The organism is Streptomyces sp. V2I9, assembly GCF_030817475.1.
Classification (GTDB): domain Bacteria; phylum Actinomycetota; class Actinomycetes; order Streptomycetales; family Streptomycetaceae; genus Streptomyces.
Genome location: NZ_JAUSZJ010000002.1, coordinates 1,728,257 through 1,753,492, shown reverse-complemented (window position 1 = coordinate 1,753,492; position 25,236 = coordinate 1,728,257). Strand labels below are relative to the sequence as shown.

The following is a 25,236-nucleotide window of genomic DNA, read 5'->3' as shown; positions in this document are numbered from 1 at the left end:
CCTCCCGGCCCGTACGGCGTCCGGCCTTCCCGGCCCCTGCCGCGTCCGACTTCCCCGGCACGGGCCCCGCCACCCCCTTCCGTCCCCCTCCGTACGGCGCCCGACCCGGCGTGGGCCGAGAATCGCAGCGAAGGCCCGCGGGCAGGGAGCCCGCCGTACTCCGAGGAGACCGCCGATGACAGCGCCGCCGGCATGGCTGACCGTTCTGACCACGACCGACAGCGAGGACAAGGCCCACGCCCTGGCCCGGTCGGCGGTGGAGGCCAGGCTGGTGGCCTGCGCGCAGATCTCCGCGCCCGTCACCTCCGTCTACCGGTGGCAGAACGCCGTCGAGACGAGCGAGGAGTGGCAGATCTTCCTCAAGACGACGGCGGAACGCTACGAGGAACTGGAGGAACACATCCAGCGGGAGCACGACTACGACACGCCGGAGATCATCGCCCTGCCGGTGATCCGGGGCAGCGCCCGCTACCTCGGCTGGGTGTCGGCGGAGGACGGCACCTCCGGCAGCCCTGTGACGGCGGCGATGCCCACGTCCGTGCCGGGCGACCGCTCCACCGGCGCCGAACTGCCCTTCTTCGTGTACGGGACGCTGCTGCCGGGCGAACCCAACCACGACCTGTTCCTCCGGGGCCGTACGGCACGGGAGCGGCCGGCCGTGCTGCCGCGGGCGCTGCTGTACGACGGACCCGGCTACCCCTACGCGATCGAAGGCCACGGCCGGGTCCACGGCACGCTGCTCGTCGCCGCACCCGGCGCGTACGGGGAGCTGCTGGGGCTGCTCGACCACCTGGAGGAGTTCCTCGGCCCCGGCCACCCGCGCAACCTGTACGAACGCGTCGTCCGTGAGGTCGAGTCGCCGGACACGGGCGGGTGGACCGGCGGGACGGAAGCCGGGGGAGCGGCGGGCGGAGGCGGTTCAGACGGCGGCGGGACGGGCAGCGGGGAAGCGGGCGGTGGGACGGGCAGCGGGGAAGCGGGCGGTGGGGAGACCGTGCGGGCCTGGGTCTACCTCGCAGCGACCGCCGTCACCCGCTCGCTGCGGACCGGCGGCGTCCTGATCCCCGGCGGCCGCTGGGTCACCGCCCGGTCGGGCTGAGGACGGCCCCCGGCGCCCAAGGCGGTCGTGGTACCCGTAGCGGCCCCGGTACCCATGGAGGCTCCGGCACCCCTGGCGGAGCCTCCATGGGTACCGGGGACGGTGGCGTCACGCCGTCCGCCGGGCGAACCGCCCTCACCGCACCCCGGACGCCAGTGCCTCCGCCACCCCCGGCTCCTCCGGCCCCAGGAAGTGCGGGTCGGGCCGGAGCAGCGCGTCCAGCGCCGCCTTGCCCGAGGCCGCCAGCTCGCGCACCCCGCCGTAGTACCAGGTGGCGTCCCGCCGTTCATCGACCCCGACGCCGTACGCGTCGATCCCGGCGGACCGGCACAGCGCGACCGCCCGGTGGATGTGGAAGCCCTGGCTCACCAGCACCGCCCGGTCGACCCCGAAGATCTTCTTGGCCCGGACGCAGGAGTCCCAGGAATCGAACCCGGCGTAGTCGCTCACGATCCGCTCGTCCGGGACCCCGTGCCCGGTGAGGTAGGTGCGCATCGCGTCCGGCTCGTCGTACTCCGCGCGGCTGTTGTCCCCGGTGACCAGCACGACCCGCACCTTCCCGGCGCGGTACAGCTCGGCGGCCGCGTCCAGCCGGTGTGCGAGGTACGGGGTCGGCCGGCCCTTCCACAGCCCCGCGCCGAACACCACGGCGACCTCGCGGGCCGGCGCGTCGGCCACCGCGCCCACGCGGTCCCCGGACTCCAGCCGCATCCAGGTGGCGGGCACGAGGGCCAGCACGCAGACGGCCACCGTCCCCTGCACGAGCCGTCGTCGCCCCCGCCGGGTACGCGGCAACCGCACCCCCGCGAGCCGCCGCCACCCCCGCGCGCCCGCCTGCCGGGCCCCCGCGCGCCACCCGCCTCCACCCAGCGCCCCGCGCCACCCCCGTACCTCGCGCTCCCCGGTCTTCCCGTTCGTCCCGCGCACCGCACACCCCGCCCCTCGGTCCGACCGTCGCGCCGTGCGCGCGCCGTGTCCCCACCCCACTGGACGACCGGCGCGCCGCGAAGGTTCGCCCGCCGCCCCGGTCGTGGCGTCCGGCACCGGCCGCGAACCGGGTGGCGAGGGCGGCGGCAGGGGCTCCGCACACCGCTCCCCACCCCGCCGTGAGGCGGCGGCAAAGACCCGTGACCCCGGCGCAACGGCGAGGCAACCTCCGCCCGGCACCATCGATCCATGACGGAGCACGCCCCGCACCACCCGCACCCCGCACCGCGGCCCCACCGCCCTGTCCCGGCCGCCCCGGAGAGCGCCCCCGTCCTGGTGGCCGTGGCGCACGGCAGCCGCGACCCGCAAGCCCTGCGGACCGTGCTGGCCCTCCTGGACCGGGTACGCGAGCTGCGCCCCGGACTCGACGTCCGGCTCGGCCACATCGAGCTGAACGCGCCCCTGCTCCCCGACACCCTGGACGGCCTGCGCGGGGCCGACGCCGTCCTCGTGCCGCTGCTCCTGGGGCGCGGCCACCACGTCAAGCGCGACCTGCCCGCCACGGCCGCCGCCGCCCCCGCCGTCCGCAGCCGGATCGCCGCCCCCCTCGGGCCGCACCCCCTGCTCGTCGAGGCGCTGTACGGGCGGCTCATCGACGCCGGCTGGGACCCCGCCGACCGGGGCGGCCGGCACACCGCCGTGGTCCTCGCCGCCGCCGGGTCCCGCGACCCCGCATCCGCGCGGGACACCCGGCACACCGCCCGCCTGCTCGCCGAACGCCTCGGCGTCCCCGTCGTCCCCGCGTACGCCTCCGCCGCCACGCCCACCGTTCCCGCCGCGCTGCGCGCCCTCGCCGCCCGAGGACGCCACCGGGCCTTCGTCGCCTCGTACTTCACCGCACCCGGCCGCTTCGCGGGCGCCTGCGCCGCCGCCGTACCGCACCGGGCCTCGGCCCCCCTCGGCGCCCACCCGGCGATGGCCCGGCTCGTCCTGCACCGCTACGACCAGGCGCTGTCGGCCGGGGCCCCGGCCGACACGGTGACCTTGCTCGCTTCCGCCTGACATCCGGTCCCGCGCACGCCGTGTCGTCCTTGCCGGTCGCTACTGTCGGGACCATGGACGGCACACAGGACACACAGGGCGCACACGGGACGGACCGGGCAACCGGCGCGCACGGCGTACACGGCGCACGGGCCGCACGGCACGCACCGGGCGGCCGGGGCGCCGGCCCCTACGGGCAGGCCGACACCGAGCGGTTCGACACCGAGGAGGACAAGCGCCCCGGCCGCACCGCCTTCCAGCGCGACCGCGCCCGGGTCCTGCACTCCGCCGCCCTGCGCCGCCTCGCCGGAAAGACCCAGGTCGTCACGCCCGGCACCCGTTCCCTCCTGTGGGACGCCAGCCCCCGCACCCGGCTCACCCACTCCCTGGAGTGCGCCCAGGTCGGCCGCGAGCTGGGAGCGGCCCTCGGCTGCGACCCGGACCTGGTGGAGACGGCGTGCCTCGCCCACGACCTGGGCCACCCGCCGTTCGGCCACAACGGCGAACAGGCGCTGAACGACTTCGCCTCCGACTGCGGCGGCTTCGAGGGCAACGCCCAGTCGCTGCGCCTGCTGACCCGCCTGGAGCCCAAGCGGTTCGTCCACGACCCGCGCACCGGCGACCTGGTCAGCGTCGGCCTCAACCTCACCCGTGCCGCCCTGGACGCCGCCACCAAGTACCCCTGGCCGCGCGGTGCGCACCCCACCGACCCGCACTCGGTGAAGTTCGGGGTGTACGCCGACGACCTCCCGGTCTTCGCCTGGGCCCGCGAGGGCGCGCCCGAGGACCGCACCTGCTTCGAGGCCCAGGTCATGGACTGGTCCGACGACGTGGCGTACTCCGTGCACGACTTCGAGGACGGGCTGCACGCCGGGCACATCGACCCCAACTGCCTCTACGCCGAGCCGGAACGCGAGGAGATCTGGGCGGTCGCCATCGGACGCTACGTCCCCGCCGACACCGACCCGCAGGAACTGTCCGACGCCCTGGACCGGCTGATCGACCAGGAGTGGTGGCCGCACGGTTACGACGGCTCCGCCGTGGCCCAGGCCCGCCTCAAGGACGCCACCAGCCAGCTCATCGGCCGCTTCTGCCTCGCGGCCGAGACCGCCACCCGCGCGGTGTACGGCCCCGGCCGCCTCGGCCGGTACGGCGCCGAGCTGGTCGTCCCGCGCGAGGTGCGCCACGAGTGCGCGGTGCTCAAGGCGGTGGCCGACCGGTACGTGATGCAGCGCGCCGAACAGGAGACCCTCCGCGCCGACCAGCGCGTCGTCATCGCCGAACTGGCCGCCGCCCTCACGACCCGCGCCCCCGAGGGGCTGGAACCGCACTTCCGCGCCCTGTTCGACCGGACGTCCGACGACCACGCCCGCAAGCGCGTCCTCGTCGACCAGATCGCCGCCCTGACCGACGCCTCCGCACGATCCCTGCACGCCGCGCTCACCGCGCGCCGCGGCTGACCGGCAGACTGGAAGGGGCCGGACATCTGACCACGGGGTGTGACCTGACCGGGGCACACCCTCTTTCGCCATCACGCTGTGTGCGGGACGCTCGCAGCAGTGGGGGCGCCGCGCAGCACAGCACTTGAGGAGGCATCACGTGGTCGACGCACACCAGACGTTCGTCATCGTCGGAGCGGGACTCGCCGGGGCGAAGGCGGCCGAAACACTGCGTGCCGAAGGGTTCACCGGCCGGGTGATCCTCATCGGCGACGAGCGCGACCATCCCTACGAACGGCCGCCGCTCTCCAAGGGCTACCTGGAGGGCAAGGCCGAACGCGACAGCGTCTTCACCCACGAACGCCCCTGGTACGCGGGCGCGGACATCGAGCTGCACCTCGGTCAGCCGGTCACCGCCCTCGACCGGTACGCGAAGACCGTCCAGCTCGGTGACAACACCGTCATCCACTACGACAAGCTGCTGCTGGCCACCGGCTCCGAACCGCGCCGCCTCGACATCCCCGGCACCGACCTGGCCGGCGTCCACCACCTGCGCCGCCTCGCCCACGCCGACCGGCTGCGCAACGTGCTCGCCGCCCTCGGCCGCGACAACGGCCACCTGGTCATCGCCGGAGCCGGCTGGATCGGCCTGGAGGTCGCCGCCGCCGCCCGCGGCTACGGGGCCGAGGTCACCGTCGTCGAGGCCGAGCCCACCCCGCTCCACCAGGTCATCGGCCCCGAGCTGGGCCAGATCTTCACCGAGCTGCACAGCGCGCACGGCGTCCGTTTCCACTTCGGCGCCCGCCTCACCGAGATCACCGGCCAGGACGGCATGGTGCTGGCCGCCCGCACCGACGACGGCGAGGAGCACCCCGCCCACGACGTCCTCGCCGCGATCGGCGCCGCCCCCCGCACCGCCCTCGCCGAGGCCGCCGGCCTGGAGATGGCCGACCGCGCCCACGGCGGCGGCATCGCCGTGGACGCCTCGCTGCGCACCTCCGACCCGCACATCTACGCCGCCGGGGACGTCGCCGCCGCCTCCCACCCGCTGCTCGGCACCCGGCTGCGCGTCGAGCACTGGGCCAACGCCCTCAACGGCGGCCCGGCCGCCGCCCGCGCCATGCTCGGCCAGGACGTGACGTACGACCGGGTGCCGTACTTCTTCTCCGACCAGTACGACCTGGGCCTCGAATACTCCGGCTGGGCCCCGCCCGGCTCCTACGACGAGGTGATCATCCGGGGCGACGCCGGGAAGCGGGAGTTCATCGCGTTCTGGCTCAAGGACCGCCGCGTCCTCGCCGGGATGAACGTCAACGTGTGGGATGTCACCGACACGGTCCAGGAACTGATCCGGGCCCGTCGGCAGCACGACCCGGAGGCCCTCGGAGACCCGTCCGTCCCCCTGGACTCCCTGCTCTGAGGCCCCCGGCCGGGGTGCGGGCCCCCCGGCCCGCGCCCCGGCCGGGCGGCTGCCGCGCGTCCGCTCGTCCGCGCCCACCCGTAGACTTCACCCGTGGCTGGCAGGATCAACGACGACGACGTGAAGGCGGTACGGGACGCCGTCCCGATCGACTCCGTCGTGTCCGAGTACCTCCAGCTGCGCAACGCGGGCGGCGGCAACCTCAAGGGCCTCTGCCCCTTCCACGACGAGAAGTCCCCCTCCTTCCAGGTCAGCCCCGCCAAGGGGCTGTTCCACTGCTTCGGCTGCCAGGAGGGCGGCGACACGATCGCCTTCGTGATGAAGATCGACCACCTCTCCTTCTCGGAGACGGTCGAGCGCCTCGCCGCCAAGGCGGGCATCACCCTGCGCTACGAGGAGGGCGGCTACAACCCCTCCCACCAGCGCGGCGAACGCATCCGGCTGATCGAGGCCCACCAGGCCGCCGCCGAGTTCTACGTCCGCGCGCTGGAGAGCCCCGAGGCCGAGATCGGCCGGAAGTTCCTCGCCGAGCGCGGCTTCGACCAGGACGCCGCCGCCCACTTCCGCGTCGGCTACAGCCCCGCCGGCTGGGACCACCTCACCCGCTATCTGCGCGGCAAGGGGTTCAGCGACAAGGAGCTGATCACCTCCGGCCTCTCCCAGGACGGCCGGCGCGGCCCCATCGACCGCTTCCGCGGCCGGCTCATGTGGCCGATCAGCGACACCGCGGGCGACATCGTCGGCTTCGGCGCCCGCAAGCTGCGCGACGACGACAACGGCCCCAAGTACCTGAACACCCCCGAGACCCCGGTCTACAAGAAGTCCCAGGTGCTGTACGGCATCGACCTGGCCAAGAAGGACATCGCCAAGGCCAGCCGCGCCGTCGTCGTCGAGGGGTACACCGACGTCATGGCCTGCCACCTCGCCGGGGTCACCACCGCCATCGCCACCTGCGGCACCGCCTTCGGCAACGACCACATCAAGATCCTGCGCCGCCTCCTCATGGACAACGGCAGCGCCCGCGTGATCTTCACCTTCGACGGCGACGCGGCAGGCCAGAAGGCCGCCCTGCGCGCCTTCGAGGACGACCAGAAGTTCGCCGCCGAGACCTACATCGCCATCGCCCCGGACGGCATGGACCCCTGCGACCTGCGCCTCGTCAAGGGCGACGACTCCGTGCGCGACCTGGTCGAGCCGCGCACCCCGCTCTTCGAGTTCGCGCTGCGCCAGATCGTCGGCCGCTACGACCTGGAGACCCCGGCCGGCCGCGCCGCCGCCCTCGACGAGGCCGCCGCCGTCGTCGCCAAGATCAAGACGAGCAGCGTGCAGCGCGAGGTCGCCGTCCAGCTCGCCGGCCTCGTCGGCATCCTCGACCAGGAGTTCGTCGTCCGCCGCGTCTCCCAGCTCGCCCGCTGGGCCCGTGACAAGGGCGGCGACCACGGGGAGCGCGGCGGCCGCGGCGGTCCCCGGGGCGCACGCGGCCCGCACGGCGGCGCCCCGCAGCGGACCGACCCCGCCCCCGGCTTCTCCGGCCCCGCGCTCAACCTCCGCAGCCCCGCCCACCGCACCGAGCGCGAACTGCTCAAGCTCGCCCTCCAGAAGCCCGCCCTGGTCTCCCCGGCCTTCGACGCCTACGGCGTGGACGAGTTCACCGCCCCGCCCTACGCCGCCGTACGCCGGTGCATCGAGGAGGCGGGCGGCGCCGAGCAGGGCGTCGTCGACGACCGGGCGTATCTCGGCGCGGTCCTGGACGCCGCCCCCGACAACACCGTCCGCAACCTGGTCACCGAACTGGCCGTCGAGGTCTTCCACGGCAAGTCGATCGACGAGACCTACGCGGGCATGCACCTCGTCCACGTACGGCTGCGCGCCGTCGACCGCCGGATCGCCGACGTCCAGAGCAGCCTCGCCCGCCTCGGCACCAACGTCGCGCCCCAGGACCTGGCCGCCGCACAGAACGAGGTCTGGGTCCTCCAGCAGTACGCCCAGTCCCTGCGCGCCCACGGCGCCGCCGCGCTCTGAGCCCGGCGTCCCGTCTCCGGGGCGGTGACCGTCCGGTGACGGACCGGAAGCAGAAAGTGCTCGCACGCCCCTCGTGACAGTCGTGTGCCGTACCCCACACTGGGGAATGTCTGAGGCAACGGAGCACGCCGGTCCGCAGGGGAACACCCGCGCCCGGACAGACCTCCACCCCGTCATCCGGCAGCGATCACCTGGAGGTCGCCCCCGTGCAGACCCGGACCGTGACGACCACGACCGAGCCCATCGCGGCCATCCCGGCGCAGCACAGGGCCCGGCACCACCCGGAGACCACCGCCGGGCCGCCCGGATCCGCCCCCGAGGCAGTCATGGTCGAAGCGACGCACCTCCCCGAACCCCCGGAGCCCCGGAGCCGCGCGGACTCCGGCGGCCCCACCTCCGACCTGTTCCGGCAGTACCTGCGCGAGATCGGCCGCATCCCGCTGCTCACCGCCGCCGACGAGGTCGAGCTGGCCCGCCGCGTCGAGGCCGGACTCTTCGCCGAGGAACGCCTCGCGGGCACCCCCGATCTCGACTCCCGCCTCGCCGGGGACCTGGACCGCCTCGTCGTCCTGGGCCGCACCGCCAAACGCCGGCTCATCGAGGCCAACCTCCGCCTCGTCGTCTCCGTCGCCAAACGCTACGTGGGCCGTGGCCTGACCATGCTCGACCTGGTCCAGGAGGGAAACCTCGGACTGATCCGGGCCGTGGAGAAGTTCGACTACGCGCGGGGCTACAAGTTCTCCACGTACGCGACGTGGTGGATCCGCCAGGCCATGTCCCGCGCCCTGGCCGACCAGGCCCGCACCATCCGTGTCCCGGTCCATGTCGTGGAGCTGATCAACCGCGTGGTCCGCGTCCAGCGCCGCCTCCTCCAGGAGCGCGGCGTCGAGCCGACCGCCGAGGACATCGCCGCCGAGCTGGACCTGACGCCCGAGCGGGTCACCGAGGTACTCCGCCTCGCCCAGGAACCGGTCTCCCTGCACGCCCCCGTCGGCGAGGAGGACGACGTCTCCTTCGGTGACCTCATCGAGGACGGCGACGCCCCCTCGCCCGTCGAGTCCGCCGCCTTCCTGCTGCTGCGCGAACACCTGGACGCGGTGCTCTCCACCCTCGGCGAACGCGAACGCAAGGTGGTCCAACTGCGGTACGGCCTGGACGACGGGCGGCCCCGCACCCTGGAGGAGATCGGACGGATCTTCGGCGTGACGCGCGAACGCATCCGCCAGATCGAGTCCAAGACCCTCACCAGACTGCGGGACCACGCCTTCGCCGACCAACTCCGCGGCTACCTGGACTGATCCGCGAGGAGAATCAGTCCACCTCGGCCGGCGCCTGGGCGAACTGGGCCGCGTACAGCCGGGCGTAGGCACCGTCGGCCGCCAACAGAGCGTCGTGCGTGCCCTGTTCCACGATCGACCCGTTCTCCATCACCAGGATCACGTCCGCGTCCCGGATCGTGGAGAGCCGGTGCGCGATCACGAACGACGTACGCCCGTGGGCCAGCCGCGCCATCGCCTTCTGGATCAGCACCTCGGTCCGGGTGTCCACCGAACTGGTCGCCTCGTCGAGCACCAGGATCACCGGATCGGACAGGAACGCCCGCGCGATCGTGATCAGCTGCTTCTCGCCCGCGCTGACCCCGGTCCCCTCGTCGTCGAGCACCGAGTCGTACCCGTCGGGCAGCGTCCGGATGAACCGGTCCGCGTGCGCCGCCTTCGCCGCCTCCTCGATCTCCTCCCGGCCGACCTCGCGCGAAGCGCCGTACGCGATGTTCTCCGCGATCGTCCCGCCGAACAGCCAGGTTTCCTGGAGCACCATGCCGATCGAGGACCGCAGGTCGGCCCGCGACATCCGCGCCACATCGACCCCGTCCAGCGCGATCCGCCCGCCGGTCACCTCGTAGAACCGCATCAGCAGATTGACCAGCGTCGTCTTGCCCGCACCGGTCGGGCCGACGATCGCAACGGTCTGCCCCGGCTCCACGCTCAGCGACAGATCCTCGATGAGCGGCTTGTCCGGCTCGTAGCGGAACGACACCTTCTCCAGCGAGACCCGGCCCTCCAGCGCCTTGGGGCGCTCCCCGTGCTCCGGGTCCGCCTCCTGCTCCTCGGCGTCCAGCAGCTCGAAGACCCGCTCCGCCGACGCGATACCGGACTGGACGAGGTTGGCCATCGAGGCGACCTGCGTCAGCGGCATCGAGAACTGCCGCGAGTACTGGATGAACGCCTGGACGTCACCGATCGACAGTGACCCCGAGGCGACCCGGAGCCCGCCGACCACCGCGACCAGCACGTAGTTGATGTTGGAGATGAAGAACATCAGCGGCTGCATGAGCCCGCTGGCGAACTGGGCCTTGAAGCCCGCCTCGTACAGCGCCTCGTTCTGCTCGGCGAAGTCCCGCGCGGACTCCTCCTGCCGACCGAACACCTTCACCAGGGCGTGCCCGGTGTACATCTCCTCGACATGGGCGTTGAGCGTGCCCGTCACCCGCCACTGCCGCACGAACTGCGGCTGCGACCGCTTGCCGACCTGCGTGGCGACGACCACCGACAGCGGGACCGTCACCAGCGCGACCAGCGCCAGCAGCGGCGAGATCCAGAACATCATCACCAGCACGCCGACGATCGTCAGCACCGAGTTGATGAGCTGGCCCATCGTCTGCTGGAGCGTCTGGGAAATGTTGTCGATGTCGTTCGTCGCCCGGCTCAGCACCTCACCGCGCTTGGCCCGGTCGAAGTACGACAGCGGCAGCCGCGCCAGCTTCGTCTGGAGATCCTCCCGCAGCTGGAACACGATGCGGTTGATCACGCGGATCGAGGTCCGCGTCGCCACCAGCATCAGCAGCCCGGCCCCGACGTAGATCACCAGGGCCACCAGCAGGACGTTCCCCACCGCACCGAAGTCGATGCCCTCGCCGGGGGTGAAGTCCACACCCGACAACATGTCGGCCATCGACCCCCGGCCGTCCTCCCGCAGCGCCTCGATCGCCTGCGCCTTCGTCGTACCGTCGGGCATCCCGCGCCCGACCACACCGGCGAAGATCAGGTCGGTCGCCATGCCGAGGATCTTCGGCCCGGCCACCGCCAGCGCGACGCTCACCGTCACCGCGGCCAGCATCAGGTACAGCGACGCCTTCTCCCGGCCGAAGCGCTTCAGCAGCCGCTTGGCCGACCCCTTGAAATCCATCGACCGGTCGGTGGGCGCGCCCCCGGCCATCATCCGTCCAGCCGGACCGGCCATCACGCGGCCTCCGCTTCCGTCAGCTGGGAGAGCACGATCTCCCGGTACGTTTCATTGCCGTCCATCAGATCGTGATGGGTCCCGGACCCCACGACCCGGCCCTCGTCCAGCACCAGGATCCGGTCCGCGTCACGGATGGTGGACACCCGCTGCGCCACGATCACCACGGTCGCCCCGGCCGTTTCCCGGCCCAGCGCCGCCCGCAGCGCGGCGTCGGTCGCGTAGTCCAGCGCCGAGAACGAGTCGTCGAACAGATAGATCTCCGGCCGCTGCACCAGCGTCCGCGCGATGGCGAGCCGCTGCCGCTGACCGCCGGACACATTGGTGCCGCCCTGCGCGATCGGCGCGTCGAGCCCGTGCTCCAGCGCCTCGACGAACTCCTTCGCCTGCGCCACCTCCAGCGCGTGCCACAGCTCCTCGTCGGTGGCGTCCGGATTCCCGTACCGCAGGTTCGTCGCCACCGTCCCCGAGAACAGGTACGGCTTCTGCGGCACCAGGGACACCGTCTTCGCCAACAGCACCGGATCGAGCGTCCGCACGTCCTCGCCGTCGACCAGCACCTCGCCGGCCGTGACGTCGAACAGCCGGGGCACGAGCCCGAGCAGCGTGGACTTCCCGCTGCCCGTCGACCCGATGACCGCGGTCGTCTCGCCGGGCCGGGCCACCAGGTCCACGTTCCGCAGCACCGGCTCCTCCGCACCCGGGTAGCGGAACTCGGCCCCGCGCACCTCCAGGTGGCCGTGGAGCCGCAGCTCGGTGACGGGCGCGAGCGGCGGTACGACGCTCGACTCGGTCCCCAGGACCTCCTCGACACGCTCGGCGCACACCTCGGCGCGCGGCACCATCATGAACATGAAGGTGGCCATCATCACGGCCATCACGATCTGCATCAGATAGGCGAGGAACGCGGTCAGCGCGCCGATCTGCATCCCGCCGCTGTCGATGCGGTGCGCGCCGAACCACACCACCGCGATCGACGACAGGTTCACCACCGTCATCACGGTCGGGAACATCAGCGCCATCAGCCGCCCGGTCGCCACCGACACATCGGTCAGCTCGGTGTTCGCCCCCCGGAACCGCTCCTCCTCGTACCCGTCCCGGACGAAGGCCCGGATGACCCGGTTGCCGGTGATCTGCTCGCGCAGCACCCGGTTCACGCCGTCCAGCCGCTCCTGCATGGTGCGGAACAGGGGACCCATCCGCTTCACGATCAGACCGACCGAGACCCCCAGCACCGGCACGACCGCCAGCAGCACCGCGGAGAGCGGCACGTCCTGCCCGAGCGCCATGATGATGCCGCCGACGCACATGATCGGGGCCGACACCATCAGGGTGAACGCCAGCAGCACCAGCATCTGGATCTGCTGGACGTCGTTGGTGGTCCGGGTGATCAGCGAGGGAGCCCCGAACCGCCCCAGCTCACGCGCGGAGAAGGACTGCACCCGGTCGAAGACGGCGGCCCGCACATCGCGCCCGAGCGCGGAGGCCGTACGGGCGCCGTAGTACACGGCCCCCACGTTGCAGAGGATCTGGAGCACGCTGACGGCGATCATGAGACCGCCGAACTCCAGGATGTAACCGGTGTCGCCCGTGACGACACCGTTGTCGATGATGTCGGCGTTCAGACTGGGCAGATACAGGGTGGCGCAGGTCTGGAGCAGCTGGAGGAGCACCAGCAGCGCGATGGGTTTCTTGTACGGGCCCAGATGGACCCGCAGGAGTTGTATGAGCACGCGTGTCTCTCGGAATCGGCGGCAGGCAGAGGCCGACCCAGTTTCGCGTACGCCGTACTCCGAGAGCGAACCCTTTTCCCCAAGCTCGGGTCAAACCTGGAGCACGCGGGCAAGCCCCGCGCGCTCCGGATCAGGGAGGCTCACTCCGGGGCACGGAGAGGGGGCGGCCGACCGAACGCGCCGGGTCCACGCCGGGGCCCTTCCGGTACGCGCCGGGCGCGGGCGGTCCGCTTCCGCCCTCGCCGGGCTCACTCCGGGTGGACGCCGCCGAACGCGCCGGGGTGGATCTGCTCGCGGGTCGCCCGGTACTGCTGGCGCACCGCGCCGCCCACCGCCAACTCCTCGCCGGGCTCCAGCACCCGGGCCGCCGCACCCTGCCAGGCCGGGGGGGTGCGCGGGTCGAGCGAGCCCTGCGAGACCCCGAGCGCCCACGCCGCCTGCCGGGCCGCGCCGATCGCCGCGTACTGAGCGGGCTGCGGCACGACGACCTGGGTGCCGAACACCGCCGGAGCCAGCGCCTGCACGGCGGGCAGCTCGGCGGCGGCCCCCAGCAGGAACACCCGCCGCACCTCCACCCCCCGCCCGCGCAGCACGTCCAACGCGTCGGCCAGGGAGCACAGCATCCCCTCGAACGAGGCCCGCGCCAGATGCTCCGGCTTCATCGACTCGCGCCGCAGCCCGCAGAGCGTGCCGGCGGTGTGCGGGAGCTGCGGGGTGCGCTCGCCCTCCAGATACGGCAGGAGTACGAGCCCCGAAGCGCCGGGCGTCGACGTGAGCGCCAGCGCGGACAGCTCCTCCAGCCCCTCCAGCCCCAGCATCTCGGCGGTCCCGCGCAGTGCGCGCACGGCGTTGGAGAGATGGACGACCGGCAGGTGCATCCCGGTGGCGTCGGCGAACGAGGTGATCATCCCGTTCGGATCGGCGAGCGCCTCGTGGTGCACGGCCATCACGGAACCGGAGGCCCCCAGCGACACCACCGCGTCGCCCACGGAGACCCCGAGCCCGAAGGCGGCGGCCATGGTCTCGCCGGTGCCCGCGGAGATCAGCAGCCCCTCGGGCGTCATCCCGGCGGAATCGGAGGGCCCGAGCACCTCGGGCAGCGCGGCGGAGTGCCCGAGGGCGAGCTCCACCAGATCGGGGCGGTAGGAGGCGGACCCGGCCGACCAGTACCCGGTGCCCGAGGCCGCGCCCCGGTCCGTGGTCCGCCGGGCGGGCCGGCCGAGCAACTGCCACACGAGCCAGTCGTGCGGCTGGAGCACGGCGGCCACCCGCTGGGCGTGCTCGGGCTCGGTCCGCGTCAGCCAGCGCAGCTTCGCCACCGGCTGCGCGGCGCTCGGCACGGCCCCGACGGCCTCCGCCCAGGCCTGCCGCCCACCGAGCGCGTCGATGAGGTCGGCGGCGGCCACCTGCGCCCGCCGGTCGTTGCCGAGCAGCGCGGGCCGTACGAGGTTGCCCTGCTGATCCAGCGGTACGAGCCCGTGCTGCTGCGCGGAGACGCCGATGGCCTGCACGCCTTCGAGCAGCCCGCCGGCGGCCGCCTCGCCGAGCGAGAGCAGCCACGCCTGCGGATCGACCTCGGAGGCCTTGGCCTCGACCGGGTGGGCGGCGTACCCCTCCCGGAGCACGGCGCCCGAGTCCGTGTCGCAGACGACGATGTGAGTGAAAGCGGACGAACTGTCCAGCCCCGCGACTATGCCCATACGGAGATTCTGCCGCACGGCGGGACCGTCCCGGAACTCACATCGCGCCCCACGGGCCCGTCAGGTGTTGGTCGTCCCCCAGTCGTCCTCCAGCCCGTTCCGGCTGCTGCGGTCCCGCAGCGACCGGACCCGCTCGGCGACGGAGGCGGGCACGTGGTCCCCGACCTTGTCCCCGACCGAGTGGTACGCCTTGTCCGCGAGGTCCCGCCCGCTGTGCGCCGCGGTCTCGGCGGCGTTGCGGACGGCGGGGTTCTCCGCGAACCGCCGGGCCGACTTCTTCAACTGCTCGTAACGCTCGCGCCCGGCTCGCGTGCCGAGCACGTAACCGAGGGCCACTCCGGCGATGAACGTGAGCCGGTACCGCATGGCTGCCACCCTTCCTACGCTTGGTGCGACGTGTGCAGCCCGCCTACCCGCAGGCACCCGAGATCACCCCGGGCGATACCGATTGGCGGAGCACCCCCCTGCTTGCGCTAATGTATGTGTCGCAGCGAACGCGCGCCGCCCGGCAGCAGCCAGGCAGGTACGATTTCGAAGCAACGCAGCAATCCCCTGTAGCTCAATTGGCAGAGCAGCCGGCTGTTAACCGGCAGGTTACTGGTTCGAGTCCAGTCGGGGGAGCGCGATCCCCTGTAGCTCAATTGGCAGAGCATTCGGCTGTTAACCGGAGGGTTACTGGTTCGAGTCCAGTCGGGGGAGCGGAACGGAAGAGGACCCTTCGGGGTCCTCTTTCGCGTCTGTCCGGAACGGCCCCCGGACCCGTCCGGAGCGTCCCGACGATCACCCTTTAGGGTCTCCTTCGCCCCGACCGCAACCGGGCAGCACGCAGCGCCGTCCTCAAGATCAGGCGAAGTCGACCATCCGAAGCAAGAGATCGTATGACCGGCTATGCTGCGGCAGACGGGGCGCACACGTGTACGCGCCACGCCGAAACGGGGCGGTAGCTCAGCCGGTTAGAGCAGCGGACTCATAATCCGTCGGCCGTGGGTTCGAGTCCCACCCGCCCCACTCTGAGCCGGAACGGTTCGCCTGTTTGACCAGCGAAAACAGAGAGGTCCCCGCTAGGCGGGGACCTCTCTCGCGCTTTCAAGATCGTCACCTCGGCCGTGGCTCGGCCGAGGTGACAGAGAGCCAAAACGCAGAGGCCCCATCCAGGTGGAGGTCTTCACCTTGCCCCGCACGACGAACTCGGCGCGGTGGGCCGCCGTGGCGAGTTCGCGGCTGTCGACGAGCGCCCCGCCGCCGTAGTGCGACCACGCACCGTCGTCGTCCTGCTGCTCGATCTGCGCGACGACATTCCGCTTGCCGTCCGGCACCGGCGTCCCGACGACGACCGCCGAGGCGGTGGAGACAGGGCGAACGTACTGCCGACACAGCGCAGACCCCCGCGAGGGAAGCACCCGTCAATCGGCTCACCGACTTGCGCGAAACGACCTCTGCTCCGCCTGCCGCCGGGGCTGAGGCCCCGGCGGACGTCTCCGTCGGGCGGCTCCGGCAGGTCCCGTCCGACGGATCATGAGGCAGCCGTTCATCCGCCCGGTCTCAGCGCGGTAGCCGGCCCGTCACGGGCTCCCCGCGACTCTGTCGCACCTCGGGAGCGGCGGGTGAAGGGGGGTGCGGGGCGATCAGCACTGGTAGATCAGCTCGGTGCGGTCGAGGCGCGCTCGGGCCAGGTCCACGCGCGGGGTGACCCAGTAGATGGCGCCGTCGCCGACACCGGTTATCCCGCTCTGGTTGGCCTGGGCCAGCGGCTGCCAGGCGGCCGCCAGCTCGTCCCAGTCGATGAGGGCCGGATCGTCCTCCGACGGCCCCGCGTCCGGGTCGTCCTCCCACGCCTGTCCCCGCCGTGTGCCGACCCGGCCCAGGACCTCGTACTCGACGGTGTTCTGCTGGGCCTGCGCCACTCCGCACAGCTTGACGTCGTAGTTGGGGTCGTCCAGCACGAGGGGGACGACCTGGGGCCCGGCGAGCGCCCGGAACTCCTCGACCGCGCTGTCCAGGGTCTCGGACTCGTCGTTGATGTCCAGGTCCCAGAACGCCGTGGCATGCAGCGGCCGCCGTTCGATCAGGTACTCGTCATCGCTGCGCTCGAACGTGCACGAGGACGGGTCCCAGGGGGTCGTCTCCGTGCCGGGCGGGACGTACAGCGCGCGGGGGAACGCGGGCGGCCAGCCGTAGTCCAGGTCGATGAGCTCGGAGAACGGCTCCGCGAAGAGGAGCAGGCGGCCGTCGGCAGGGAGCCCGGTGTCCAAGGAGTGCGGGGGCAGGGCGGCGAGGTCGATGGAGGCCACGAACACCCCCGATCCGTCCCACGTCATGCCGGTCGGCAGGTCCGGCAGTCCGCCGAGCCAACCGACCGCTCCCTCTTCGGACCGACCGGGTTTCAAGGCGTAGGCCGGCTGCACCACTGTGAGGATCAGGTCGAGGGATTCATCCGAGACGCCCATCTCACGGGCTTGCGCACGGAATGCTTCACGAGTTGCCATGCCCCAACTCTGGCATGGACCACTGACACAACTCCGGCATGGGCCACTGCAACGGGATCAGCCCCATCCAGCACCGCGCTCGCCGGAGGTGGTCCGGCCATGGCGCCTGAAGGCATTTCAGGAACGAGGGCGTCCGGACCCGACGCGACGACGGGGCCCGCACCCGCCCGCGTCGCTCGGTCGCCGTGAGCGGGGGCCACGCGGCCCGCCGCCTCACCGGTGGCACCAGCTCCCACCCGGTGCGGCGACCGGCCACGGGGTCGGACGCGCCGCGGCGGGCGCGGCGGTGCGGTCAGCAGCAGTTGGGGTGGTCCCAGGGCTGCCAGGACGTACCGAGGTCGGGGCGCGTCTTGCCCACGAAGGCGCCGTTGGTGTTCGTGAGGTAGATGTTCGTGCGGAACTGGCCCGGTGGGTGCGTGTCCGAGTCCGTCACCGTGATGGAGCTCGCCGCGTTGGCCTTGCCGAGCGGGTCGGGCTTGCCCGGGGACGTCCACCGGGTCCAACTGCCGTTCTTCGTCCAGCGCGTCCCCACCGCGTAGTCGGTGCCGACCAGGAACTGTTCGTCCTCGCCGTTCGGCAGGTCGTGCCTGGTCACGCCGTACTTGCCTAGGTACTTGCCGTTGCCACCGGCCGTGCGGATGGCGGCCGCCCGGACCGGCGTGATGGACACGGCCGGCCCCGCCGTGGCGGCGACGGCGACGACGGCAGTCCTGATTCTCTTCACCCTGTGCATCCCGTCCTCCGACGTACTGCGAGCGGACCGGCCCTCTGCCGGTCCGGCGGTGGAACGCCGTCGCCCCACTGGCCTCCGGTGAACCGCACGCTCACCTCCTCGCTCGGCCCCACGTGCCACCGGTGCGGCCACGGCGCCCTGTCGGCGGGGAGGGGGCGGCCCCGGGTGATGGCGTCGGACGTCGTTCGTCGTCGTCGTCGCGGGCGGGCCCCGGTCGGGGACTTCGTGGCCGGTTCGGTCGCCGACGCCGTCTCCCCGACGCCGTCTCCCCGGCGGCGGCGACCGCCGGCGGCGTCGCGTGCGTGGCGGCCGTGGCCCTGCTCGCCCTGAAGGTGGCGCGCCTTCGCCCGCTACGACGCGCGCGACCCGCAGCCGTAGCGCCCGTCCCCTTCGATCGGCCGACTCCCTCGGCGACGGAACTGTCAGTGGGAGGCGCGAGGATGAACACATGTCCTACGCAGAGAAGTTCCGGGCGCACGCCCGTCAGTACGGAGTGTCCGACGACGCCATCACCCGCATTCTGTGGCACGTCCAGCCGGCGGTCGGGATCGAGGGCATCTACGACGACCCCGGCCCCGACGACCGCGTGGTCGGCTATGCCGGGGGGCTCCCCCGGATGCCGGTGGACGTCCCCTGGGAGTGGGGGACCCAGTTCGTGGCCTGCCTCGATCTGGCGGCGATACCGAAGCAGCCTCTGGACGACTGGGTCACCCGCGAGGGCCACCTGCTGCTGTTCTCCGCATCGGACTACTGGCAGGCCGACGACGATCCGCTGTCGGTCGTCTACGTGCCCCCCGGCGCCGAGATGGTCGAGCGGGCCAACCCCGCCGTCTTCAGAGGGGACGGTGTGGAGGAGGCGGTGGAGCCGTTCGACCTCCTGAGCCGCAAGACCCTGATCTTGACGGAACCCGCCGAGTGGGACGTCCTCGGCGAGACCTGGGTCGAGGAGGAACCCGCCGAGGGGGAGACTCCCGGCGACCTCGTTCCGGATTGGCAGTTGGACCCCCTGCTCGTGGCCGCCCTGGAGGAGTACCGGTCGCGGGTCCCCCACCCGGCGTCGCCGGGCCGGCACGAGAGCGACCTGAAGCTGCGCGGGGCCGAACTGAACCCCCACGGATGGGACACCGACCAGGGGGACGTCCTCGCCGCCCTGCGGGAAGAGGCCGTGCCCCTCGTCAGGGAGGCGCCGGAGAGGTTCGAGGAGCTGCACCTGCAGGCCCTCACCGCGGCGATCGGCAACGGGTATGTGCCGGACTTCTGCCACATGGAGCACACCGAACCGTGGCTGTGCCTCGCCGAGGTCGCCGCGGGCGCCTTCTGGCGTCAGGCCGAGGGCACCCTGGCCTGGATGGTCAGCTACGCCGACCTGCGCGCGGGCCGTCTGGACCGGATCCACTCCGCCTACCACGAGTGACCGACGCCGTACGCCACGGCGACCCGCCGGCCGCCCGCACGGCACGGTCGGCTACCGGGTGACGATCGAGCGGGCGACGCCCAGCTCCACCAGGTCCTGCGGGCGCAGCCGCAGCTGGTCGGCCGTGGCGGCGGTCTCCGATGCCGGACGCTTGAGGATCGCCGCGGCCAGCTCCGGGGCGATGACGGAGAAGTAACTGTCCGCCGTGACATGGGTGTTGCCCGGTGCAGCGAGCGCCAGCGCCCCGCCCGAGCCGCCCTCGCCGATCACCAGCGTCGTCACCGGCACCCGAGCCGCCGCGATCGCCGCGAAGGCGTCCGCGATGGCCGCGCCCGCGCCCGCCCGTTCCGCCTCGGCGTCGTTGGCCGCCCCCGGAGTGTCGACCAGGGTCAGGACGGGGACGCCGAGGCGGTCCGCCAGCCGGACGGTCCGGGCCGCCGCACGGTAACCGGCCGGGCGGGTGGGCGTGCCGCACTGGGCGACGTACGCCACGGACCGCCCGTCCGCGCGGAGCCCGAAACCGCACAGCAGCCCCGCGTCGGTGCCGCCGGCCCGGTCCCCGTGCAGGGGGAGCCGTACGGTGAAGTAGTCGGCCAGGTACGCCTCGGCGCGTGGCCGTCGTGGATCGCGGGCCCGCGCCACCGCCTCCCGCCCGGTCTCCGGAAGCCCGGTCGCCCCCTCCCGCTCCGGGTTCGGAAGCTGTGGCACCGCTGGTTCGAGCGGTGCCGCCCCGGCGTCGGTCGGCGTCCGCTCCTCGTCCTCCGTACCGGACGCCGACAGCGCGCGCGGCAACGGGGCGGCCGGGAGGTCCTCGTGCGGGCCGAGCGCGTGCAGCCAGTGCCCCACCGCGGCGGCGAGTGCCCCGGCCGGGACGACCGCGTCCACCTGGCCCGCCGCGAACTGGCCCTCGGCGCTGTACGCGTACGGGTCGGCGTCCGGCGGCCGTACCCGCGAACCGGCGAAGCCGATCTGCGCGCCCGGCAGCGCCAGCACCACATCGGCGCCCGCGCCCACCGTGGCCCAGCCGCCGCCGGTCGACGGGTCGCGGACCACCGCGATCTGCGGGAGTCCGGCCGCGCGCAGCCGGACGGATGCGGCTGCCACCCGCTGGAGCTGGGTGAGCGCGATCATGCCCTCCTGCATCCTGCTGCCCCCGGTGGCGACCAGGACGAGCAGGGGCAGCCGCCGGATCAGGGCCAGTTCGTATGCGGCCGCCAGCCGGTCACCCGTCGCTCCGCCCAACGAACCGCCCAGGAAGCCGAATTCGAAGGAGATCAGGACGCAGGACCGGCCCCCGACGGCCCCGGTGCCGTACACCACCGACTCTTCCTCGCCGGTCCGGGCCGCGGCACGTTCGCGCGCCGCGTCGTACCCCGCCCAGCCCAGTGGGCCGTCCGGCGGCTGGGGGCGTGGCGGCGGGCGGTGCTCGGTGAAGCCCGCCGCGCCGGTGAGCAGCGTGATCATCTCCCGGCCCGTCGCCGGGCCGGAGTTCTCGTCAGGCACGGAGCGACCTCTTCATGATCTTGCCCAGGTCGTTGCGGGGCAGGGCGTCCAGATAGCGCACGGTGCGCGGGCGCTTGTGCGGGGCGAGTTGGGCCGCCACGTAACCCGCCAACTCCTCAACGGAGGGCGGAGAGTCGGGCGCAACCGCGACCACCCAGGCCACGACCCGCTCGCCGAGGTCCGGATCCGGCTCGCCGGTCACGGCCGCTTCCCGGACTCCGGGGTGGGTCAGGAGCACGTTCTCGATCTCGCCCGCGCCGATCTTGTAGCCGCCGCTCTTGATCAGGTCGGTGGCCTTGCGCCCGACGAGGGTGACGTAGCCGTCCTCGTCCACGGTGCCGACGTCGCCCGTACGGAAGAAGCCGTCCGCCGTGAGGGCCGCGGCGGTGGCGTCGGGCCGGTTGAGGTAGCCGGTGAACAGGTTCGGGCCCCGGACCTGGATCTCACCGATCGAGCCGGGGGCGTCGAGCACCGTGCCGTCGTCCTCCACCAGGCGCAGGTCCACCCCGGCGAGCGGCGGACCCACCGTGCCGGGGCGCGGGACCCCGTCCGCCCGGATACCCGTGTTCATCAGGGTCTCCGTCATCCCGTACCGCTCGATCACCCGCCGCCCGGTCGCCGCCGCGATGCGTTCGTGGTCGTGCACGGGCAGCGCCGCCGAACCGGAGACCAGCAGCCGGGCCCCGGCCAGCGCCGCCGCCAGCGCACCGGCCGGTGTTCCGCAGGCGTCCGGTCCGGGGGCGGACGGCACCGATGCCTCGGGGGCTCCGCCGGGCCACGCCGCCCGGCCCGCCCGACTGTCCGCCCGGCCCGTCCGACCGTCCGCCTGGGACGCCTGGGCGGGCTGGGACGCCGAGAACGCCGGGGGCGCCGGGTTCGTCCGTCCGTCCGCCGGGGAAGGCTGGTCGGTCCCGTCCAGCAGCTCCGCCAGCCGGTGGTACATCGTCGGGACCCCGAACAGCATGGTCCCGCCCGACCCCAGCTCCCGCGCCACGCCCTCCGGAGAGAACTTCCCCAGGTGCCGTACGGAGCCGCCGCGCCGCAGCGGGCCGAGCACGCCCAGGATCAGCCCATGCACATGGAACAGCGGCAGCGCGTGGACCAGGACGTCGTCCTCGGTCCAGCCCCAGGCGTCCTCCAGTGCGTCCAGGGAGGCGGCGATGGCCCGGCGGGGCAGGACGGCCCCCTTCGGCGGCCCGGTGGTGCCGGAGGTGTAGACGATCAGGGCGGGCGACTCGGAGTCGGCCGTGTCGCCCGTCGCGGCCGGGGTCACCGGTGCCGCCGGGCCGCCCTCGTCCGCGTCCCCCGGTGCGCCGAAGGCCACCGGACCGGCCGCGTCCGCCGCGCCCCGCGCGTACCGTTCCCCGGGTTCGGGCGCCGCCGCGGCCCGTGCGTCCACCGTCACCCGCCGCAGCTTCTCCAGCGCGGCCGGCAGCGCGTCGTCCGGACCCGCCAGTACGGCCGTGGGGGCGCTGTCGGCCAGGATGTGTGCCAACTCCCGTTCCCCGGTGCGCGGGTTGAGCGGCACGGCCGGGACTCCGGCGTGCAGCGCCGCCACCACCGCGATCACCGTCTCCGGCGTCGGGGTGGCCCAGACGGCGACCCGGCCCGCGTCCGCGATACGGGCGGCGAGTGCGGCGGACGCCTCGGCCAGCCGGCCGTAGCTCAGGGAGAGGTCGCCGAAGCGGACGGCCTCCCGCGAGGCTGCCGGGCCGGCGGGGGACTGGAGCGCGGGGAGAAGGGGGGAGGTCACGCCGGGAAGCCTAGGCCGTCGCATCGGCCCCCGCTCGGACTCCGGCGCCTATGAGGGGAGCGTCACGTACCCGGCCCGGTCGTCACCGGTCCGGACCGGGCGGTGTCCGGCCGAACCGTGCGGCCCCCTGTGTGCCGGTCCGTACGGAACTCACTCGGCCGATATCGCCGCAAGCTGGGACAATCGCCGTATGGATCGGCTGGACAGGGAAATCCTCGGCATCCTCCAGGAGGACGCCCGCATCTCGTACCGGGATCTGGGCGCACGCGTGGGGCTCAGCGCCAACGCTGCGGGCGACCGGGTCCGCCGCATGCGCCGCGACGGGGTCATCCGGGGCTTCACCGTGATCGTCGACCCGGCCGCCGACACCCGTTCGGGCCTGGTGGTCTTCATCGATGTGACGCTGCGGCTCGACACGACGAACGAAGAGTTCGAGCGCTCGGTGCTGATGCTGCCCGGAATCACCGAGGTGGTGCACCTGACGGGCGGCCACGATTACCTCCTGCGGGCCACCGCCGCCGACCCCGGAGCGCTGGACACCCTGCTGCGCCGGCTGAAACGGGAGGCGGGCGTCGCCCACTCCACCACCCGGATCGCCCTGCGCGCGGCCCCGAAGCACTGAACCTGCGGGGCCGTTGCGCGGAGCCTGCGGGGCCGTTGCACGGAGCCTGCGGCCTGAAGCGCCGCGCCCGCCGCCCCGCCGCTCCGGTGCGCTGAGCCCGCGGTGTCGAAGCGCCGCGCCCGCCGCTCCGGAACCGAGCTTGCTCGCGGAGTCGGCGCGCCCTGGTCAGAGCGGGGACTGCCAGGTCACCGTCGTCGGCCGTCCGTCCTCGCCGCGTCCGTCGTCCGCGACCACCAGCCGCACCCCGTCCCGCCCGTCCGGCAGCCGGACCGTGGCGTCCACCTCCACCTCGACGGCCGAGACCCCCGGCCTGCGGTGCGCGGCGGCCAGCGCCCCGCGCAGGGCGGCCAGCAGCTCCCGGCCCGTCTCCTCGCCCACCAGCGCGTCCACCGCGCCGGTGAACCGCACCGAGGGCGGAAAGCCGAGCAGCGCCGCCGCGCCGCCGGTCTCCCGCAGTACCCGGCCCCGGAAGGTTGCCGGGGCTTCGGCGGGCGGCTGCTGGAGGGCGAAGATCGCGGTGCGGACCTCCTGGATCGTGGAGTCCAGCTCGTCCACCGCCCGGCCGAGCAGGTCGCCGGCCTCCGCCCCGGCCCCGGCACCGGGGTCAGTCCCGGCCTCCGCGCCCACCCCGGCGCCCGAGTCGGCCCCGGCGCCCGAGTTGCCCCCAGCGCCCGAAGCGGCCCCAGCGTCCGAAGCGCCCGCATTGCCCGAACCGGCCCCGGACCCCGGTCCCGCCCCGGCCTGTGAACCCGCTTCCGGTCCCGTCTTCTCCCCCTTGCCGTTCGCCCCGGCGGCGGCCTTGCGGCGGGTCGACTCCAGCATCATCTCGGTGGCGAAGAGCCGCTGGACCACCAGGTCGTGCAGGTCGCGGGCGATCCGGTCGCGGTCCTCGTACACCGCGAGCTGCTCCCGGTCGGCCTGCGCGTCCGCCAGTACCAGGGCGAGGGCCGCCTGCGAGGCGAACTGCGTCGCCAGCAGCCGGTCCAGATCCGTGTAGGGCCGCTCGCCGCGCCGCCGGGGGAGCGCCAGGGTGCCGATGAGCCGCCCGCCGCTCTGCAACGGCAGCATCATGCTCGGCCCGAAGCGGGAACGTACGCCGGTGGTCATCCGGGGGTCGGTGGCCGAATCCTCGATGAAGACCGGTTCGCCGCCGAGCAGCTGCACCAGCACGGCGGAACCGGGCTCGATCACCGTGCCGACGATGCCCGCCGGGTCGTCCCGTGTGGACGCGGTGACGATCTCCATGCCGCCCTCCGCCGTGGGCTGGAGGATCACTCCGGCCGAGGCATCCGCCAGCACACGGGCACGTTCGGCCACCATCATGAGCGCGTCGGCCGCGTCGGTGCCGGTCAGCAGGGCGGTGGTGACGGCCGCCGCCCCCGCGATCCACCGCTCGCGCTGCCGGGCCGCCCCGTACAGCCGGGCGTTGCCGATCGCGATGCCCGCCTGAGCGGCGAGGGCCCGCAGCAGGGCCAGGTCGATGTCGGTGAACGGCCCGGACGGCTTCCCGGAGAGGTGGAGCCGGCCGAACACCTGGGTGTGTACGAGGATCGGGGCCCGCAGGAAGCTCCGCTCCGGCGGGAGGCCGGGTGAGCGGTCCGGAGCGAGGTTCGGCGCGCCGGGCGGGGAGTCCTGCGGAGGGGAGTCCGGGGCGGGTTTCGCCACGACGCCCGGAGCGGGCGGCGTGACGGAGGGCGGTGCGGTGAGCGGCTCGGGGCACGGCTCGGGGGTCTGACAGGGGGTCCCGATCGCGGCGGGCGCCGGGTCGGGGCTCCCAGTGGGAGCGTCCGGGAACAGGTCGAGGCGCCGCCGTTCCGTTTCCGTCATTCCGGCGGTGTACAGGGCACCGACCCGGTCCCGGTCGGGGTCCAGCACCCCGAGTGCCCCGTGGCGGGCCCCGGTCAGGGCGGTGGCCGTGTCCACGATCTGCTGGAGGGTGGAACCCAGGTCCAGGTCGCTGCCGACATCGAGGACCGCCTCCAGGAGCATCGGCAGCCGCCCGGCGGCATCCGCGCCGGACCCCGCCGCGCCGGCCTCGCCGACATCAGGCTCGACCGCACCGGGCCCGCCCCCACCAGGCTCGACCGGGTCGCGTCCGGACCTG

At 73.4% G+C, this 25,236-nt stretch carries 19 protein-coding genes, 3 tRNA genes and 2 pseudogenes; 13 read left to right on the top strand and 11 right to left on the bottom strand.

Annotated elements, in window-relative coordinates:
- Nucleotides 1-175 precede the first annotated feature (175 nt).
- A pseudogene (cutA, locus tag QFZ71_RS07870) lies at nt 176-518 on the top strand (divalent-cation tolerance protein CutA).
- Nucleotides 515-1,099, top strand: a complete 585-nt coding sequence (locus QFZ71_RS07865; protein WP_307667535.1) for a gamma-glutamylcyclotransferase family protein — start codon at nt 515-517, stop codon at nt 1,097-1,099. The pseudogene cutA and the gene QFZ71_RS07865 overlap by 4 nt, the downstream one beginning before the upstream one ends.
- A gap of 135 nt (nt 1,100-1,234) precedes the next feature.
- Here the strand turns inward: QFZ71_RS07865 and QFZ71_RS07860 are convergent, their stop codons facing one another.
- The gene (locus tag QFZ71_RS07860) at nt 1,235-1,900 is read right to left on the bottom strand and encodes a vancomycin high temperature exclusion protein (protein WP_307671371.1); all 666 of its coding nucleotides are present in this window, start codon (nt 1,898-1,900) and stop codon (nt 1,235-1,237) included.
- 375 nt (nt 1,901-2,275) lie between these two features.
- On the opposite strand from QFZ71_RS07860, the gene QFZ71_RS07855 reads away from it, so the two are divergent.
- The 5 genes from QFZ71_RS07855 (at nt 2,276) to QFZ71_RS07835 (ending at nt 9,246) form a co-directional block, all read left to right on the top strand.
- Nucleotides 2,276-3,088 carry a sirohydrochlorin chelatase gene (locus tag QFZ71_RS07855; protein WP_307667534.1) on the top strand — a complete coding sequence of 271 codons (813 nt, stop codon included), beginning with the start codon at nt 2,276-2,278 and terminating at the stop codon, nt 3,086-3,088.
- Nucleotides 3,089-3,141: 53 nt separating this feature from the next.
- On the top strand, nt 3,142-4,527 hold the full coding sequence (locus QFZ71_RS07850) for a deoxyguanosinetriphosphate triphosphohydrolase (protein ID WP_307667533.1): 1,386 nt from the start codon (nt 3,142-3,144) through the stop codon (nt 4,525-4,527).
- A 139-nt stretch (nt 4,528-4,666) separates the two neighbouring features.
- Nucleotides 4,667-5,926, top strand: coding sequence for an NAD(P)/FAD-dependent oxidoreductase (locus QFZ71_RS07845; protein WP_307667532.1), 1,260 nt, complete (start codon nt 4,667-4,669; stop codon nt 5,924-5,926).
- Between the two features lie 93 nt (nt 5,927-6,019).
- Nucleotides 6,020-7,948 (top strand): DNA primase, encoded by a 1,929-nt coding sequence (gene dnaG / locus QFZ71_RS07840; RefSeq protein ID WP_307667531.1) that lies wholly within the window; start codon nt 6,020-6,022, stop codon nt 7,946-7,948.
- A gap of 206 nt (nt 7,949-8,154) precedes the next feature.
- Complete coding sequence (locus QFZ71_RS07835; protein WP_307667530.1) at nt 8,155-9,246, top strand: RNA polymerase sigma factor; 1,092 nt, start codon at nt 8,155-8,157, stop codon at nt 9,244-9,246.
- A gap of 13 nt (nt 9,247-9,259) precedes the next feature.
- Here the strand turns inward: QFZ71_RS07835 and QFZ71_RS07830 are convergent, their stop codons facing one another.
- From QFZ71_RS07830 to QFZ71_RS07815, 4 genes are all read right to left on the bottom strand, one after another.
- Complete coding sequence (locus QFZ71_RS07830; protein WP_307667529.1) at nt 9,260-11,188, bottom strand: ABC transporter ATP-binding protein; 1,929 nt, start codon at nt 11,186-11,188, stop codon at nt 9,260-9,262.
- On the bottom strand, nt 11,188-12,921 hold the full coding sequence (locus tag QFZ71_RS07825) for an ABC transporter ATP-binding protein (protein ID WP_307667528.1): 1,734 nt from the start codon (nt 12,919-12,921) through the stop codon (nt 11,188-11,190). The genes QFZ71_RS07830 and QFZ71_RS07825 overlap by 1 nt, the downstream gene beginning before the upstream one ends.
- Before the next feature lie 248 nt (nt 12,922-13,169).
- Nucleotides 13,170-14,621, bottom strand: a complete 1,452-nt coding sequence (locus QFZ71_RS07820) for an FGGY family carbohydrate kinase (RefSeq protein ID WP_307667527.1) — start codon at nt 14,619-14,621, stop codon at nt 13,170-13,172.
- A 60-nt stretch (nt 14,622-14,681) separates the two neighbouring features.
- On the bottom strand, nt 14,682-14,987 hold the full coding sequence (locus QFZ71_RS07815; protein WP_307671370.1) for a YtxH domain-containing protein: 306 nt from the start codon (nt 14,985-14,987) through the stop codon (nt 14,682-14,684).
- A 182-nt stretch (nt 14,988-15,169) separates the two neighbouring features.
- On the opposite strand from QFZ71_RS07815, the gene QFZ71_RS07810 reads away from it, so the two are divergent.
- The 3 genes from QFZ71_RS07810 (at nt 15,170) to QFZ71_RS07800 (ending at nt 15,629) form a co-directional block, all read left to right on the top strand.
- Nucleotides 15,170-15,242, top strand: a tRNA-Asn gene (locus QFZ71_RS07810).
- A 5-nt stretch (nt 15,243-15,247) separates the two neighbouring features.
- Nucleotides 15,248-15,320: transfer RNA gene (locus QFZ71_RS07805), tRNA-Asn, on the top strand.
- Nucleotides 15,321-15,555: 235 nt separating this feature from the next.
- Nucleotides 15,556-15,629: transfer RNA gene (locus tag QFZ71_RS07800), tRNA-Ile, on the top strand.
- A 53-nt stretch (nt 15,630-15,682) separates the two neighbouring features.
- Here QFZ71_RS07800 and QFZ71_RS07795 read toward each other — a convergent pair.
- From QFZ71_RS07795 to QFZ71_RS07785, 3 genes are all read right to left on the bottom strand, one after another.
- Nucleotides 15,683-15,937, bottom strand: coding sequence for a hypothetical protein (locus QFZ71_RS07795; protein WP_307667526.1), 255 nt, complete (start codon nt 15,935-15,937; stop codon nt 15,683-15,685).
- A 309-nt stretch (nt 15,938-16,246) separates the two neighbouring features.
- Nucleotides 16,247-17,107, bottom strand: a complete 861-nt coding sequence (locus QFZ71_RS07790; protein ID WP_307667525.1) for a DUF1963 domain-containing protein — start codon at nt 17,105-17,107, stop codon at nt 16,247-16,249.
- A gap of 292 nt (nt 17,108-17,399) precedes the next feature.
- Nucleotides 17,400-17,831 carry a hypothetical protein gene (locus QFZ71_RS07785; protein WP_307667524.1) on the bottom strand — a complete coding sequence of 144 codons (432 nt, stop codon included), beginning with the start codon at nt 17,829-17,831 and terminating at the stop codon, nt 17,400-17,402.
- A gap of 193 nt (nt 17,832-18,024) precedes the next feature.
- Between QFZ71_RS07785 and QFZ71_RS07780 the strand changes: the two are divergent.
- Both QFZ71_RS07780 and QFZ71_RS07775 read left to right on the top strand, forming a co-directional pair.
- A pseudogene (locus QFZ71_RS07780) lies at nt 18,025-18,218 on the top strand (MFS transporter); the annotation flags it as partial.
- 70 nt (nt 18,219-18,288) lie between these two features.
- Nucleotides 18,289-19,254 carry a hypothetical protein gene (locus tag QFZ71_RS07775; protein ID WP_307667523.1) on the top strand — a complete coding sequence of 322 codons (966 nt, stop codon included), beginning with the start codon at nt 18,289-18,291 and terminating at the stop codon, nt 19,252-19,254.
- Between the two features lie 51 nt (nt 19,255-19,305).
- Here QFZ71_RS07775 and QFZ71_RS07770 read toward each other — a convergent pair whose 3' ends face one another.
- Both QFZ71_RS07770 and QFZ71_RS07765 read right to left on the bottom strand, forming a co-directional pair.
- Nucleotides 19,306-20,718, bottom strand: a complete 1,413-nt coding sequence (locus tag QFZ71_RS07770) for a carboxyl transferase domain-containing protein (RefSeq protein WP_373465186.1) — start codon at nt 20,716-20,718, stop codon at nt 19,306-19,308.
- Between the two features lie 31 nt (nt 20,719-20,749).
- Complete coding sequence (locus tag QFZ71_RS07765) at nt 20,750-22,510, bottom strand: AMP-binding protein (protein WP_307667521.1); 1,761 nt, start codon at nt 22,508-22,510, stop codon at nt 20,750-20,752.
- Nucleotides 22,511-22,700: 190 nt separating this feature from the next.
- On the opposite strand from QFZ71_RS07765, the gene QFZ71_RS07760 reads away from it, so the two are divergent.
- Nucleotides 22,701-23,132 (top strand): Lrp/AsnC family transcriptional regulator, encoded by a 432-nt coding sequence (locus QFZ71_RS07760; RefSeq protein WP_307667520.1) that lies wholly within the window; start codon nt 22,701-22,703, stop codon nt 23,130-23,132.
- 165 nt (nt 23,133-23,297) lie between these two features.
- On the opposite strand, the gene QFZ71_RS07755 is transcribed toward QFZ71_RS07760, so the two are convergent.
- Nucleotides 23,298-25,121, bottom strand: a complete 1,824-nt coding sequence (locus QFZ71_RS07755) for a GAF domain-containing protein (RefSeq protein WP_307671369.1) — start codon at nt 25,119-25,121, stop codon at nt 23,298-23,300.
- Between the last annotated feature and the right edge of the window lie 115 nt (nt 25,122-25,236).

Coding starts and splice junctions, on each gene's coding strand:
- QFZ71_RS07855 (WP_307667534.1), top strand. CDS start 2,276: ATGACGGAGCACGCCCCGCACCACCCGCACCCCGCACCGCGGCCCCAC.
- QFZ71_RS07850 (WP_307667533.1), top strand. CDS start 3,142: ATGGACGGCACACAGGACACACAGGGCGCACACGGGACGGACCGGGCA.
- QFZ71_RS07830 (WP_307667529.1), bottom strand. CDS start 11,188: ATGGCCGGTCCGGCTGGACGGATGATGGCCGGGGGCGCGCCCACCGAC.
- QFZ71_RS07820 (WP_307667527.1), bottom strand. CDS start 14,621: ATGGGCATAGTCGCGGGGCTGGACAGTTCGTCCGCTTTCACTCACATC.
- QFZ71_RS07815 (WP_307671370.1), bottom strand. CDS start 14,987: ATGCGGTACCGGCTCACGTTCATCGCCGGAGTGGCCCTCGGTTACGTG.
- QFZ71_RS07790 (WP_307667525.1), bottom strand. CDS start 17,107: ATGGCAACTCGTGAAGCATTCCGTGCGCAAGCCCGTGAGATGGGCGTC.
- QFZ71_RS07775 (WP_307667523.1), top strand. CDS start 18,289: ATGTCCTACGCAGAGAAGTTCCGGGCGCACGCCCGTCAGTACGGAGTG.
- QFZ71_RS07770 (WP_373465186.1), bottom strand. CDS start 20,718: ATGATCACGCTGCTCACCGGCGCGGCGGGCTTCACCGAGCACCGCCCG.
- QFZ71_RS07760 (WP_307667520.1), top strand. CDS start 22,701: ATGGATCGGCTGGACAGGGAAATCCTCGGCATCCTCCAGGAGGACGCC.
- QFZ71_RS07755 (WP_307671369.1), bottom strand. CDS start 25,121: ATGCTCCTGGAGGCGGTCCTCGATGTCGGCAGCGACCTGGACCTGGGT.